General features: G+C 56.4%; 16 protein-coding genes, 1 tRNA gene and 1 other RNA gene. 5 read left to right on the forward strand and 13 right to left on the reverse strand.

The annotated features are described in order from the left end of the window. Positions 1-112 precede the first annotated feature (112 nt). Complete coding sequence (locus PLUT_RS10780) at positions 113-622, forward strand: septal ring lytic transglycosylase RlpA family protein (protein ID WP_011358799.1); 510 nt, start codon at positions 113-115, stop codon at positions 620-622. 40 nt (positions 623-662) lie between these two features. Here the strand turns inward: PLUT_RS10780 and fsa are convergent, their stop codons facing one another. From fsa to ffs, 3 genes are all read right to left on the reverse strand, one after another. Continuing rightward, the gene (gene fsa / locus PLUT_RS10785; protein ID WP_011358800.1) at positions 663-1331 is read right to left on the reverse strand and encodes a fructose-6-phosphate aldolase; all 669 of its coding nucleotides are present in this window, start codon (positions 1329-1331) and stop codon (positions 663-665) included. A gap of 8 nt (positions 1332-1339) precedes the next feature. Next, the gene (locus tag PLUT_RS10790; protein ID WP_011358801.1) at positions 1340-2389 is read right to left on the reverse strand and encodes a 1,9-bis(guanidino)-5-aza-nonane synthase; all 1050 of its coding nucleotides are present in this window, start codon (positions 2387-2389) and stop codon (positions 1340-1342) included. Between the two features lie 53 nt (positions 2390-2442). Further along, an RNA gene (gene ffs / locus PLUT_RS11620) (signal recognition particle sRNA small type) lies at positions 2443-2541 on the reverse strand. A gap of 203 nt (positions 2542-2744) precedes the next feature. Here ffs and trpS point away from each other — a divergent pair. From trpS to argS, 3 genes are read left to right on the forward strand one after another with little or no spacing between them, the layout of a single operon-like run. Beyond that, positions 2745-3773: a tryptophan--tRNA ligase gene (gene trpS, locus PLUT_RS10795; RefSeq protein WP_011358802.1), complete on the forward strand. Its 1029-nt coding sequence runs from the start codon at positions 2745-2747 to the stop codon at positions 3771-3773. Beyond that, positions 3773-4474 carry an HAD family hydrolase gene (locus PLUT_RS10800; protein WP_011358803.1) on the forward strand — a complete coding sequence of 234 codons (702 nt, stop codon included), beginning with the start codon at positions 3773-3775 and terminating at the stop codon, positions 4472-4474. The genes trpS and PLUT_RS10800 overlap by 1 nt, the downstream gene beginning before the upstream one ends. 8 nt (positions 4475-4482) lie before the next feature. Next, complete coding sequence (gene argS, locus PLUT_RS10805) at positions 4483-6141, forward strand: arginine--tRNA ligase (RefSeq protein WP_011358804.1); 1659 nt, start codon at positions 4483-4485, stop codon at positions 6139-6141. A 20-nt stretch (positions 6142-6161) separates the two neighbouring features. Here argS and nadD read toward each other — a convergent pair whose 3' ends face one another. The 9 genes from nadD to PLUT_RS10850 form a co-directional block, all read right to left on the reverse strand. Further along, entirely contained in the window at positions 6162-6746 is a 585-nt protein-coding gene (gene nadD / locus PLUT_RS10810) for a nicotinate (nicotinamide) nucleotide adenylyltransferase (RefSeq protein WP_011358805.1), read from the reverse strand. A gap of 11 nt (positions 6747-6757) precedes the next feature. Further along, positions 6758-7678 carry an outer membrane protein assembly factor BamD gene (locus PLUT_RS10815; RefSeq protein ID WP_011358806.1) on the reverse strand — a complete coding sequence of 307 codons (921 nt, stop codon included), beginning with the start codon at positions 7676-7678 and terminating at the stop codon, positions 6758-6760. Positions 7679-7748: 70 nt separating this feature from the next. After that, positions 7749-7821, reverse strand: a tRNA-Ala gene (locus PLUT_RS10820). 112 nt (positions 7822-7933) lie between these two features. Continuing rightward, positions 7934-8479 carry an ATP synthase F1 subunit delta gene (gene atpH / locus PLUT_RS10825; RefSeq protein ID WP_011358807.1) on the reverse strand — a complete coding sequence of 182 codons (546 nt, stop codon included), beginning with the start codon at positions 8477-8479 and terminating at the stop codon, positions 7934-7936. A 13-nt stretch (positions 8480-8492) separates the two neighbouring features. Beyond that, positions 8493-9020, reverse strand: coding sequence for a F0F1 ATP synthase subunit B (locus PLUT_RS10830; RefSeq protein WP_011358808.1), 528 nt, complete (start codon positions 9018-9020; stop codon positions 8493-8495). Between the two features lie 105 nt (positions 9021-9125). Then, positions 9126-9353, reverse strand: coding sequence for an ATP synthase F0 subunit C (atpE, locus tag PLUT_RS10835; protein ID WP_011358809.1), 228 nt, complete (start codon positions 9351-9353; stop codon positions 9126-9128). A gap of 117 nt (positions 9354-9470) precedes the next feature. After that, a complete protein-coding gene (locus PLUT_RS10840) occupies positions 9471-10496 on the reverse strand; it encodes a F0F1 ATP synthase subunit A (RefSeq protein ID WP_011358810.1) in 1026 nt (341 codons plus the stop codon). Next, on the reverse strand, positions 10493-10879 hold the full coding sequence (locus PLUT_RS10845) for a hypothetical protein (protein WP_011358811.1): 387 nt from the start codon (positions 10877-10879) through the stop codon (positions 10493-10495). Before PLUT_RS10845 ends, PLUT_RS10840 begins: the two co-directional genes overlap by 4 nt. Positions 10880-10897: 18 nt before the next feature. Continuing rightward, on the reverse strand, positions 10898-11155 hold the full coding sequence (locus PLUT_RS10850; RefSeq protein WP_011358812.1) for an AtpZ/AtpI family protein: 258 nt from the start codon (positions 11153-11155) through the stop codon (positions 10898-10900). A gap of 193 nt (positions 11156-11348) precedes the next feature. Between PLUT_RS10850 and pgeF the strand changes: the two genes are divergently transcribed. Beyond that, complete coding sequence (gene pgeF / locus PLUT_RS10855) at positions 11349-12140, forward strand: peptidoglycan editing factor PgeF (RefSeq protein ID WP_011358813.1); 792 nt, start codon at positions 11349-11351, stop codon at positions 12138-12140. On the opposite strand, the gene PLUT_RS10860 is transcribed toward pgeF, so the two are convergent. Further along, positions 12115-12324 (reverse strand): hypothetical protein, encoded by a 210-nt coding sequence (locus PLUT_RS10860; protein WP_011358814.1) that lies wholly within the window; start codon positions 12322-12324, stop codon positions 12115-12117. The two genes, pgeF and PLUT_RS10860, sit on opposite strands and share 26 nt — an antisense overlap. Positions 12325-12507 lie beyond the last annotated feature (183 nt).

A 12507-nucleotide genomic window follows, 5' to 3' on the forward strand; every position in this document is an offset into this window, starting at 1 on the left:
ATGGGGTAGAGGGGAATTTCCCGTATATTGAAAAGACAGATGTAGAATCTTCTGAAACCCCCGGAATCCGCCCAAGGCACCGCTTCGGGCGTCTGGACAGGAACCCTCTCTGATGAAGTCGAACGCACTGTTTCCCGCATGCATCATCCTCACGCTGGCCCTCAGCTCCTGCTCATCCTCCAGAGGATCGTTTGTCAGGGAACGTCTGCCGCGCATTTCACCCGAAGAGGCCTACCGGCAGGGGAAACTGAAGAACACCCCCTACGTCATCGACGGAAGGATCTACGTTCCGATGAGCTATGAGCAGGCTACGGCTTATGAAGAGGTGGGGAGAGCCTCATGGTACGGCCATGAAACACTTGACAAGAACAACGGACAGCCGACCGCCTACGGAGAACCCTTCGACCCTGCGGAACCCAGCGCTGCACACAAGTACCTGCCGCTGCCCTCGGTAGTCAGGGTGACGAACCTTGAGAACAGCCGTTCCATCGTGGTCAGGGTCAATGACCGGGGACCGTTCGTCGATGACCGTGTTATTGATTTGAGTGCCGAGGCGGCAAAACAGCTGGGGTTCTACCTGCAGGGGACGGCGAAAGTGAGGGTCGAGGTGCTGAACCGCTGATGGGCGGGACTGAACGCCCGCCCATGCAAACGACGCTGCTTTATTTCTTTATGACGGCGGCATCTTCCATGAACTTCTTCAGGCCGGCATCGGTCAGCGGGTGGTTTGCCAGCTGACGTATGACGCTGTAGGGAATGGTGGCGATGTCGGCGCCGATGAGAGCCGACTCGACGACATGCTGCGGGTGGCGGATGCTGGCGACAATCACCTCGGTCATGAGCCCGTAATTGTCGTAGATCTCGACGATCTGCCCGACAAGGGCCATGCCATCAGTACTGATGTCATCAAGCCGACCGACAAACGGACTGACGTAGCCCGCTCCCGCCTTCGCGGCAAGAAGTGCCTGATTAGGCGAAAAGACGAGGGTTGCGTTGGTGCGGATGCCCTTTTCAGAAAGGCTTCGTATCGCCTTCAGTCCATCGATGGTGAGGGGGCACTTGACCACCACGTTATTGTGGATTGCGGCAAGCTCCTCACCTTCCCGGACCATTGACGCCGCATCGAGCGTAGTCACTTCGGCGTTTACAGGTCCGTCGACAATCTCGCAGATGCGCTTTATGTGGTCCATGAAATCCTTCCGGGTGAAGGACGCCGGATCTTCTACGATCTTTGCGATGAGCGAGGGATTGGTGGTCACGCCGTCAAGCACCCCGAGCGATTCGGCTGCACGGATTTCGTCGAGGTTTGCCGTATCGATGAAAAATTTCATGGTTCCTCCTATGCCGTAACCTGCTGGCGGTCAAGCATTTCGTTGAAGTTTTTAGCTTTCTTTCCCTCCCAGCTGCGCCGGTGGTATGCATAGCCTGCGATGAGCGGCATGGCGATGGTGGCCTCGGCGTACACCATCTGCTCAAAGACGGTGTCGACCTTACCCCAGGAGCTGGCCTCTTTGAGGGTTGAGCCGGAAAGTGCGCCGTCACGCTCGTCGGCAACGGTGATCTGCACCGCATACGTGTGCATGGAAACGTCCTCGTAGCCAAGCACCTCGGCAGCGACGACGATATCCTGAGTGAAGTTCTTCGGTACGCCTCCACCGATCATGAAGATGCCGGTCCGGTCGTTTTCGATCTTGATGCGGGTAAGTTCGCGGAAATCCTTCACCGAATCGATGCTGACATGGCTTCCGGGGTTGTTCCACTGGTGGTGCACCAGCCCGAATCCGGCAGAGCAGTCGGAGAATGCCGGGCAGAAGATCGGCACACCCTTTTCATACGCCTTGTAGACTATGGAGTTGCGGTCGTGTCCGTTCGCCTCGATGTACCGGGCCATCTCAATGATGAATTCGCGCGAGGAATAGGCACCGTGCGGCATGGAGTCGGCGATCTTTCCTGTGGTCTCGTCGCAGACGCGCAGGTCGTCCTCATCGATGTAGGTGTCATAGATGCGGTCGACATGCATGTCGCGCAGGATGGCGTCATCGATGAAGGGGGTTCCCTTGTAGTGGCGGAATCCGAGAGCCTCGAAGAAGTCCTGGTCGACGATGTTGGCACCGGTGGAAACAATGGCGTCCACCATGTTGTTCTCAAGCATGTCGATGATGACCTGCTTCAGGCCGGAGCTGATGAGCGAGCCGGCAAGCGTAAGGATGACGGCGCACTCATGATCCTTCTGCATTCGGTCGACGATTGATGCCGCTCGCGCAAGATTGCGGGCCTGGAAGGCCGTATCGGCCATCTGGTCGATGAGCGGGACGACGTTCGTCTCTTTGATGTCGATGTGCTTTACCTGATCGGAAAGCAGTTCCTGTTTAGTGATAGCCGATGCCATGGCGGACTCCCTTGCCTGTTGTTCAGTAAAAATTAAAAGATCAAATAAAAAAAGGAGAGCAAGCTGACTATATCACACACCTGAATTGCCGGATGCTGCTTCCTTCCGGATCTGACATGGTTGGGCAACCAAGTGTTGTATAGGACTTACTCTCCAATAATAGAGGTTTTCGACATGTTCTTCTGTGAAGAGAATGCAACAAAAGAAAATCGAAACAAGTTGCATAATATAGCGCAGCGGGCTCAAAAAACAAACATAGCCCTTTTATCTTTATCCGAACTGTTATAACTTCTTTGAATTTCACCACCAAGCCTCCTGGAGGCGCACTGCCGCCCGTTGCGGCAACATTCATTTTATGGGAACACAGAGGATTTTGAGCGGGATGCGGCCGACCGGAAAGCTGCACCTCGGCCACTACACAGGAGCGCTTGAAAACTGGATTGAACAGCAGAACCTCAGGGCCCCTGACGGCTCAAGGCTCTATGAGACCTGCTTTCTCATCGCCGACTACCACAGCCTGACCACCTCGCTCGACACCAGCGAGATTTACGGCCATACCATCGACATGCTCACCGACTGGCTCGCTGCAGGCGTCGACCCGGAAAAAAGCCCGGTCTTCCGCCAGTCGCAGGTCAAGGAACATACAGAGCTCTTCCTCATCTTCTCGATGCTCATCACCTCGGCCCGCCTGGAGCGGAACCCGACCCTGAAGGAGCAGGTCCGCGATCTGCAGATGGAATCCCTTACCTACGGGCATCTCGGCTATCCGGTGCTTCAGGCCGCCGACATCCTGCTCTACAAGGGAAGCGTCGTTCCCGTCGGTGAAGACCAGATCCCGCATGTCGAGATCACCAGAGAGATCGCCAGGAAGTTCAACAACCACTACCCGCACCCGACGAAAGGCGAAGTATTCCTGGAGCCCGAACCGAAAATCACGAAATTCTCGCGCCTCGTCGGCCTCGACGGGAAGGCGAAGATGTCCAAGTCACTCGGAAATACCATCCTGCTTTCGGACGGGCCCGATGAGGTCCAGAAAAAGATGCGCAATGCCGTGACCGACACGCTGAAACAGAGAAAAAACGATCCCGGCCGACCCGAAGTATGCTCCGTATTCAGTTATCACAACCGCTTCAGCAACCCCGAGCGGCTCTGCAGCATCGAAGAGGACTGCCGCTCGGGAGCGCTCGGTTGCGTCGACTGCAAGCGGATGTGCGCCACAGCCATCTCCGAAGAGCTTGCACCGATCCTCGAGAGGAGAAAACAGTATGAAGGCAACCCGGGGCTCGTTCGTTCGATCCTGCTTGAAGGTGAAAACAAAGCGAGAGTGATTGCCAATGAGACCATGCAGGAAGTCCGCGCTGCAATGCAACTGGGAGAACAGTAATGGAACATGCCACGACACAGGCCTTCATTTTCGACATGGACGGAGTCTTGACCGACAACATGCACCACCATGCCGAATCCTGGGTACAGCTGTTCCGCGACTACGGACTCGAGGGAATGGACGCACAGCGCTATCTGGTGGAAACCGCCGGCATGAAAGGCCATGACGTCCTCCGATACTTTCTTGATCCGGCCATCAGTGCCGAGGAGGCTGAAAAGCTTACAGAGCTGAAGGACTTCCTCTACCGTGTCATGTCGCGTGACCTTATAGCGCCGATGGCGGGCCTTCTCTGCTTTCTCGACACCGCCCGCAGCCACGGCATCAAACTGGCCATCGGTACCGGAGCAGGGCCTAAGAACATTGCGTTCGTGCTCCGCCTTCTCGGGCTGGAGAATGCATTCAGCGCCATCGTATGCGCCGATGACGTTCCCCACGGCAAACCCGCCCCGGATATCTTTCTCCGCGCAGCAGAACTTGTAGGCGCCCCTCCATCCTCATGCATCGTCTTCGAAGATGCACTGCCCGGTCTTGAAGCGGCAAGAAGCGCCGGAATGGCCGCCGTCGGCCTCACCACAACGAACAGCGCCACTGAACTTGCCGGGTTTGACAACGTGGTCCGGGTCATCGACGACTTCACAGGCCTTGATCCCCTCGCGCTCATGCGGCTCGCCGCCGGCCGGCATCAATCGAATCCAGCTTAACACCAGCAATGCAATCATTCCTCGTAGCAGAGATCCAGAACGCCCTCCGCTCGGCCTCAGTCACTACCGGCCAGTCTATCATCATCGAAAAGCCAACTTCGCCGAAGTTCGGTGACTATGCCACAAACATCGCATTTCTTGCGGCAAAAGAACTCAAGCGGAACCCCCGCCAGCTGGCCGAAGAGCTTACCGGCCATTTCCGCTTTCCGGAAGGGACAGTCACAAAAACAGAAGTTGCCGGCCCCGGATTCATCAACTTCTTCATGGAACCGGCGTTCATCATGCAGTCGGCCGAACGGGTGTTCAGAGAAGGTGCGGAATACGGGAAGGGACGCGAGGGTCAGGGAAAGACCGCCATTGTCGAATATGTGAGCGCCAACCCGACCGGACCGCTCACCATAGGACGTGGGCGCGGCGGTGTCCTCGGTGACTGCATCGCCAACCTGGCAGAGGCGCAGGGGTACCATGTTAACCGTGAATACTATTTCAACGATGCCGGCCGACAGATGCAGATTCTCGGCGAATCGGTGCGGTACCGCTATATGGAACTGTGCGGCAGAACCATCGACTTCCCCGACACCCACTACAAGGGCGGCTACATCGGTGAGATTGCCGAAAAGATCCACAGCGAGCACGGTGAAGATCTTCTTCATGTGGAATCCATCGAACCGTTCCGCAGCGAAGCCGAATCCATCATCTTCAGCTCAATCCAAAAGACACTCGGAAGGCTCGGCATCGTCCATGATTCGTTCTTCAACGAGCATACCCTCTACACTGCCGACCTGAACGGCATTTCGCCCAACCAGAACGTTATCGACCGCCTGCGGGAGAAAGGATTCATCGGGGAATACGATGGGGCGACATGGTTCCTCACGACAAAGCTCGGCCAGGAGAAAGACAAGGTGCTCATCAAATCTTCAGGGGAACCAAGCTACCGCCTGCCGGACATTGCCTACCACGTCACCAAGTATGCCCGCGGCTTTGACATGATCATCAACGTGTTCGGAGCAGACCATATTGACGAGTATCCGGACGTTCTCGAGGCGCTGAAAATCCTCGGCCACGATACCGCACATGTCCGAATCGCCATCAACCAGTTCGTCACGACGACGGTGAACGGCGAAACTGTCAAAATGTCCACCCGAAAGGGAAACGCCGACCTGCTCGACGACCTCATTGACGACGTCGGCCCTGATGCCACACGCCTCTTCTTCATCATGCGCAGCAAAGACTCGCACCTGAACTTTGATGTAGAGCTGGCAAAGAAGCAGTCAAAGGACAATCCGGTCTTCTACCTGCAGTATGCCCATGCGAGGATCTGCAGCCTGCTCCGGCTGGCCTGGAGCGAAATAGGCTTTGATGCTGCGAAACGTCCCGAACCGGGCGTACTGATGCGCCTCACCACCCCTGAAGAACTGCAGCTTGCCTTCGGTATTCTGGACTTCGGTGAAGCGTCACGCTCGGCGTTCAGGATGCTTGAGCCGCAGAAGATGGTCGACTACATGCATTCGATCGCAGAACTCTTCCATCGCTTCTACCAGGAGTGCCCGATCCTTAAGGCAGAGCCGGAAATTGCAGAAGCCAGACTCTTCCTTGCTGTGGCTGTTCGCCAGGTACTCCAGAACGGATTCAGGATCCTCGGAATCTCTGCACCGGAATCCATGTAGGCGTATGGATACGCCGGCAGCTACGCCTCGCGGTAGAGCCCTTCGGAAAGGATGTACTGCATGACAGTCTCCGGAACAAGCCCCCGCAACGATTTGCCCGTCGCGCTAAACTCACGCACCATGGTCGAGGATACCGGGGCATCGAATGCAATGCATCGCACCCGGCTGTCTCCGGCAATCTCATCTGACTCATCTTCTCCTCTGCGCCTGAACACCGCTACATCTGCAAGCGCAAATATGCCCTCCGGGTCCCTCCACCGCGGGAAGTCCTGATAACTGTCCTCTCCGACAATGAGGGTCAGGTTGGCATCGGGATGAGAGGAACGGACAAATCTGAGCAGGTCGACGGTATAGGACGGGCGCGGCTGCTGCAGTTCCCAGCCGGTTACTTCAGCGTTCATGCCGGTCCGGTTGATTTCAAGGGAAAGCAGCTCAGCCATGTCAAGCCGTTGCCTGTCGGAAGCGCCGCATGCGGGCTTAAGGGGGTTGTCTGAAACGGAAATCAGGATACGGTCGGCAGGAAGGAGCTCCCGGGCAAACAGCGCCATAGCAAGATGGCCGTTATGCGGCGGATCGAAAGTCCCGCCGAAAACCGCAAGGTGCACAAGGAGACCCGTCAGGAATTGCTGAAGTTCCGCATGATCTCCTCACGCAGATCCTTCATCTCTTCAAGATCCTCAGGGTAGCTCTGGAGATAGCTATCAAGCGCTCGCCGGGCATCGAACCACTTTCCACGCTTGACCTGCACCTCGACGAGGCCCGACTGGGCTTTCTTCATCCAGGGGGTATCGCCGTAGTTACGCACCACGTTCTCAAAGTAGATGGCGGCCGCCTTGTACTTTTTCAGCTTCACATACTGTGTTGCTATGGAGTATGTTGCCGCACCTAGCTTGTCGTGCAGCACGGGAATCGCAGCAGAGGCATATTTAACGCTGTCCTGGCGGGCCATGGCCAGCTTTGCAGCCTCATAGCCACGCTGGTAGGAAGCACGGGATGGATCGATCTTCAGAAGCTCGCTGTAGGTGTCGAGATCGCGGGCAGTCGAGGCGGCATCATTCAGACTGTACTCGGCCAGATACTCCGAAAAAGCCTCAATGGCTCTACGGGTATACTCCTGATCGCGCTCGTATGCCGGAGAAAGCTGCTCGTAGGACTTGGCCAGCATGTAACGTGAAGCTTCCCGGTAGGGAGAGGAGGGTACCTGCTGCAGAAGGCGATCATACATGTCGGAGGAAAGCAGGTACTGCTTGGAGGCATAGTAGGACTGCGCGAGAAGAAAAAGCACATCATCCTCAAGCGGGGTTGCGCGGGAGGCAAACAGCTGCGGCTCAAGCGATGCCGCCGCATTCTCGTATTCCTTTTTCTGATAGAGTTCGGTCGCATTCCTGTAGGCAACACTTACCTGCTCCTCGGCGCTCATCTTCGGTCGGCTTGATGAGCACGACGCAAGCGTGAGGGTGATGGAGAGCAGCAACAGTAACGGGAGAATACGGATGCCTGAAAAGGATGTAGCCTGCGGGATTTTCTTGACCGCCATAGTGACTCCGTTATGCAATTGTGTCCGGAACATGGTCCCGTGTCATTGTAAAAGTATGCAGGGCTGGATGTGGAGCTTAGGGGAGTCGAACCCCTGACCTTCTCATTGCGAACGAGACGCTCTACCAACTGAGCTAAAGCCCCGGAACGGCGCCAGACGGCACCTTCTATAAAACAGTAACAGCCTGCACGAGGCAGGCTGTGAATGCGTATTCCGCCTGCTGCGGCTGCAGAGAGGGAGCCCCCCCCGGCTATCTCAGGCTTCTTCGACTGACAGGGTCCGGCGGAGAACCTGCAACTGATGGCGGATGCTCCCGTCAAGAATCGTATCGCCGATCTGGACTGACACGCCGCCTATCATTTCAGGGTCAAGAGTCATGCGGGCCCTGACATGCTTGCCTGTATATGCGGCAAGTCCGTTGACCAGCTCTTTTGCCTGCTCCCCGCTGAGTTCCGTCGCACTGGTCACATCGGCGTTGACCACCCCGTTCTTCTCATCGAGCAGCACCTTGAATTCAGAGGCTATCCCGCGCAGGATTCCGGCCCGTTTCTTCCGTGCGATAAGCGACAGGAAACGCATCATCCGTTCTCCTACCCTTCCCCGGAAAATCTCTTCGAGTATATGTGTCTTGCGGTCGCCGTTGATCAGCGGGCTTGCAAGCACGCGGACCAGGTCGCGGGAACCGGCAAGGGTTTCGCCGATCATCTCCATCTCAGCCGTCACATCGTCGAGGAAACCGCCCTCGTCTGCAGCGCTAAGAAGGGCATAAGCATATCGGCGGCTTGCAATTACACTTGACATTTCAGGCCCGTTTTCAGTTACGATTGGTGGAAAGATCCTGGATCATGCTGTCCACGACCTTTTTCTGCACATCAGCATCCAGCACGCCGCGAATAATTTTCTCAGCGCCACGGACGGCCAGATCTGCAACTTCGTTGCGGAGCTCGGCAAGCGCACGGCGCTTCTCCTGCTCAATTTCTTCTTTTGCGGCACTGATCATCTTCTGCGACTCCTGATGAGCCTTTTCAGTGATCTCCGCACGGATCTTCTCGGCATATTCCCTGCCTTCGCGGATGACCCTGTCGGCTTCTGCATCGGCTTTGGCAAGCAACTCCCTGTTCTGGCGGAGGATTGCTTCAGACTCTTCTTTCGCACCGTGTGCACGGTCGATGGAAGACTGGATACCTTTCTCGCGCTCTTCAAGCGCACTGATGATCGGACCCCAGGCTATCTTCTTCAAGATGATGAGCACGAGGACGAAAGTGATGGTCGTCCAGAAAATCAAACCGGGTTCAGGGCTCAGAAGACTGCCGGCAAGTAGGATGTTTCCCGACGTAAGCATGGACAATGTTTACCGTTAACGGTTGATAAAATCCGATTGCGGCCGAGGCGAACCCTGCCGCAATCGGGATGACTTCTGTGTCGCTCTCGTAGGCTTAGAAAAAGCTTACTTGAGGGCGAGAAGCACACAGATAACCTCACCGAACAGCGCAACACCCTCGATAAGAGCAGCTGCGATGATCATGGTGGTACGGATATCGGAAGTTGCCTCAGGCTGGCGGGCGGTACCCTCTGCCGCAGAAGCTGCGATGTTACCGATACCAAGGCCTGCGCCGATGACTGCAAGGCCGGCGCCGAGACCTGCGCCCAAATAACCCAATCCAATTCCTTCCATCTTGTAATTACCTCCGTTTGTTGTTTTAAGTTGTTCGCTAACGCTGACTAGCAGTATTGAACCTGTTGATGAAAAGCCGAAAAATACTACTTATTCCCCAATAATCCAGACATCTTTTCAGTGGTGCGCCGCTTCGGCCTCACCGCCCTCATGCGCCGTGGCAAGCCCGATGAAGAGCGCCGAGAGCATGGTGAAGATGAAGGCCTGCAGGAACGCCACGAAAATCTCAAGCAGGTAGATGAAGATTGAAAAGGGGACCGATACTGCAGCCGCGACGACATAGCTCTTAAGGATGAAGCTGATGAAGATCAGGCTGAGAATGACGATATGACCGGCCGTCATGTTTGCAAACAGACGGACAGTGAGCGCAAACGGCTTTGTAAAGAGGCCGATCACTTCGATCGGGATCATGATGATCCAGAGCGACCAGTGGGTACCTGCAGTCAGGTGCGTGAGATAACCTTTCAGCCCGTGAGCCTTGAGAGAGGCGGCCTGGGTGATGAAGAACGTGAAGACTGCGAGCGTCAGAGTAACGTTGATGTTGCCGGTGGCCGTCGCGCCGTAGGGAATGAGACCGAGGATGTTGCAGAGCAGGATGAACATGAACACCGTCAGCAGATAGGGCAGATGAGCCTCGTAGCCGTGGCCGATGTTTGACTTGGCCACGTCGAGGCGGATGAACTCGACGAGCGCCTCCATGGTGTTGGCCACGCCGGAAGGCGCGGTCTTCGGGGTGATCTTACGGTAGGCTGCGCCGACAAAGGAAAAAAGGACGAGGAGAATGGCCGAAACGATCCAGAGCATCACAACGTGCTTCGTGATGGATATGTCGATGCCGAAAACCGGGGGAAGGGTGGGAAGATGGATCGTGCCGAAAGGCTCGAAGGAGAAACTGTGAGAGTTGAGGATGTGATGCATGATCACGTCGCCTGCCTTCTCATCTTCGTGCCCGGCAGGCTCTGCGTGAGCAGGCTCCAGGGCGGGGTCGACTGCGGCCTCAGCGTGCGCAGCGACGACGGCGGCAACCGGGGCGGCATGCTCTTCGGATGCCTGCACCGGCAGGTATGCATTCAGCAGAAGTGGCGCCAGAAGCGCCATGACCCTAAAAAAACCTTTGATCTGAATGACTTTGACCCGTTTCATGCAGCGTTCTTTTTCTGTTTGTTCTTCCGTTGGTAGCCGAGGATTTCGACGATCACATAAATACAGTAAAAAGCGAAAAACGAGAGCACGAAATCGTTGATGACGGCCAGGTCCCTCAGAATGACGAGGGCGACGAGGACCATCAGGACGAGAAGCCTGACAACGAGACCGCCGAACACCACTTTGGTGAACACCTGCGATTCCCGGTCAAACGCGTACTCAAAGAGCAGGTAGCCGGCAAGCGTGTTCGTGACGATCATGACCCAGGCAATGAAAACCGAGCGGAGATCCACGCTGCCGGGTGCAAGCCCGTAGGCTATCACCCCCCATAAAATGACGGACAAGATACATAACTTTAACAGAAAATCAAACAATGGTTTCATCGCCGGGGCTGGTTCTGGTTAACGGGGGTGCCTCCCTTTGCGGTTGGCTGCACGGAGCACCTTCCACAGCACAAGCGACATTCCGGCCATGCCGAGAAGGACGCCGAGCAGGAGAAGGAAGGGGGAGGATCCGAGCTGCTCGTCTGCCCAGTAGCCGAGCAGCACAAACAGGGCAAAGCTCACGGCAATCTGCAGGCCGATGCCCAGATAGTCCGAGAGTGCGCGGACAGAACGGCCGAAATAGTCCGGGAATCGCTCATCATCCTGCTTCTGCATCGTCCGGCCCCCCTCTGGTTGCACTAGGTAGCTCTCATCTGTCCATGAAGATAACACTCTTGCCCGACATCGTGAAGCTCCCGGTGCATTTAGGCGAAAGGAGATTCGCGTTGCAGGAAATTGCTATTTTCCACCCAAAGGCCGGACGCGGAAGGCTACGGCATGGCAACCCCCGGAAATACACAACTGAATTATGGAACAGGAACAGCATCTCCGCCATGAGGGCAATGCGGCATTCATCACCCCCGAAACCTTCGGCAGCTCCGGCGGCATCCTTGCACTGCAGAGCACGCGCCGGGGCGGCCTGAGCCCCGACCCATGGAGATCCCTCAACCTCGGGGAAAACACCCGCGACGACCCTCAGCGGGTACAGAATAATATGCAGGTCCTGGCCTCAGCGGCCGGCTTCGATGCATCGCGGACCGTCGGATCCCTGCAGGTTCACGGCACTGAGGTGCTCCATGCCCGGCAGCCCGGACGCCACAGCGGTTACGATGCATTCATCACCGACACCCAAGACCTCTGGCTCTGCATCTTCACCGCCGACTGCCTGCCGGTGTTCCTCTATGATCCGGAACACCGTGCCGTCGGCGCAGCGCACGCAGGATGGCAGGGAACAGCCGCAGGGATAGCCGTAAAGACCCTGCATGCGATGGGGGAAGCGTTCGGATCACGGCCGGAATCCTGCGAAGCATGGATCGGCACAGGGATCAGCGGAAAAGAGTACGAGGTGGGGGCGGAAGTTGCCGCGGCATTTCCAGAGGAATGCAGTATTCCGGGCGATGAGGGAAAACGCTTTCTGGACCTTGCTGCGGCCAACCGCATGCAGCTCCTGCAGGCGGGAGTGGCCGGAGGGCAAGTGGAGCATGCGCCCTACTGTTCCTTCAGGGACGAAGGGATGTTCTTCTCCTACCGGCGGGACAACGGCCGGACGGGAAGGATGGCTGCGGTAATCGGTATCAGGCCCGGCAGTCCTCACCCTTGACAGCGACCAGCATGGTGCCGATCCTGTCTTCAAGCTCACGGATTCTCTCAAGCTCACCCGGGCTCAGCTCCTCAAAGGATGCCTCGCACCCGGAGAATGAAAGGATCGTCTTGCCAAGCTCCCTCTCCAGACTCCGTATCTCCTCGATCTGGGACTGGGTTAATGCAGAAAGGGTTGGAAGCATCGGCCACCTCCTGTTGGATTATGTTCGCGTTTGACTCATTCCTCTAACTCACCGTCCACTCCAGAAAGAGCGCACATAACGTAATTATAACACATAGGCTGAACACCGCACAGTTGTTTCATAACAGCATTTAGCCTAAATTTAAATTTTACTGTGTTCGGTATTCTCCTTCTTACAACAATA

Origin of the sequence: Pelodictyon luteolum DSM 273 (assembly GCF_000012485.1) — a bacterium.
Lineage (GTDB): Bacteria > Bacteroidota > Chlorobiia > Chlorobiales > Chlorobiaceae > Chlorobium > Chlorobium luteolum.

Bases quoted from the DNA above. Each gene is read 5' to 3' on its own strand.
- PLUT_RS10860 (WP_011358814.1), bottom strand. From the start codon at position 12,324: ATGCTTCCAACCCTTTCTGCATTAACCCAGTCCCAGATCGAGGAGATA.
- PLUT_RS10845 (WP_011358811.1), bottom strand. From the start codon at position 10,879: ATGAAACCATTGTTTGATTTTCTGTTAAAGTTATGTATCTTGTCCGTC.
- PLUT_RS10850 (WP_011358812.1), bottom strand. From the start codon at position 11,155: ATGCAGAAGCAGGATGATGAGCGATTCCCGGACTATTTCGGCCGTTCT.
- PLUT_RS10790 (WP_011358801.1), bottom strand. From the start codon at position 2,389: ATGGCATCGGCTATCACTAAACAGGAACTGCTTTCCGATCAGGTAAAG.
- PLUT_RS10780 (WP_011358799.1), top strand. From the start codon at position 113: ATGAAGTCGAACGCACTGTTTCCCGCATGCATCATCCTCACGCTGGCC.
- PLUT_RS10840 (WP_011358810.1), bottom strand. From the start codon at position 10,496: ATGAAACGGGTCAAAGTCATTCAGATCAAAGGTTTTTTTAGGGTCATG.
- fsa (WP_011358800.1), bottom strand. From the start codon at position 1,331: ATGAAATTTTTCATCGATACGGCAAACCTCGACGAAATCCGTGCAGCC.
- atpE (WP_011358809.1), bottom strand. From the start codon at position 9,353: ATGGAAGGAATTGGATTGGGTTATTTGGGCGCAGGTCTCGGCGCCGGC.
- PLUT_RS10830 (WP_011358808.1), bottom strand. From the start codon at position 9,020: ATGCTTACGTCGGGAAACATCCTACTTGCCGGCAGTCTTCTGAGCCCT.
- trpS (WP_011358802.1), top strand. From the start codon at position 2,745: ATGGGAACACAGAGGATTTTGAGCGGGATGCGGCCGACCGGAAAGCTG.
- PLUT_RS10815 (WP_011358806.1), bottom strand. From the start codon at position 7,678: ATGGCGGTCAAGAAAATCCCGCAGGCTACATCCTTTTCAGGCATCCGT.
- atpH (WP_011358807.1), bottom strand. From the start codon at position 8,479: ATGTCAAGTGTAATTGCAAGCCGCCGATATGCTTATGCCCTTCTTAGC.
- argS (WP_011358804.1), top strand. From the start codon at position 4,483: ATGCAATCATTCCTCGTAGCAGAGATCCAGAACGCCCTCCGCTCGGCC.
- pgeF (WP_011358813.1), top strand. From the start codon at position 11,349: ATGGAACAGGAACAGCATCTCCGCCATGAGGGCAATGCGGCATTCATC.
- PLUT_RS10800 (WP_011358803.1), top strand. From the start codon at position 3,773: ATGGAACATGCCACGACACAGGCCTTCATTTTCGACATGGACGGAGTC.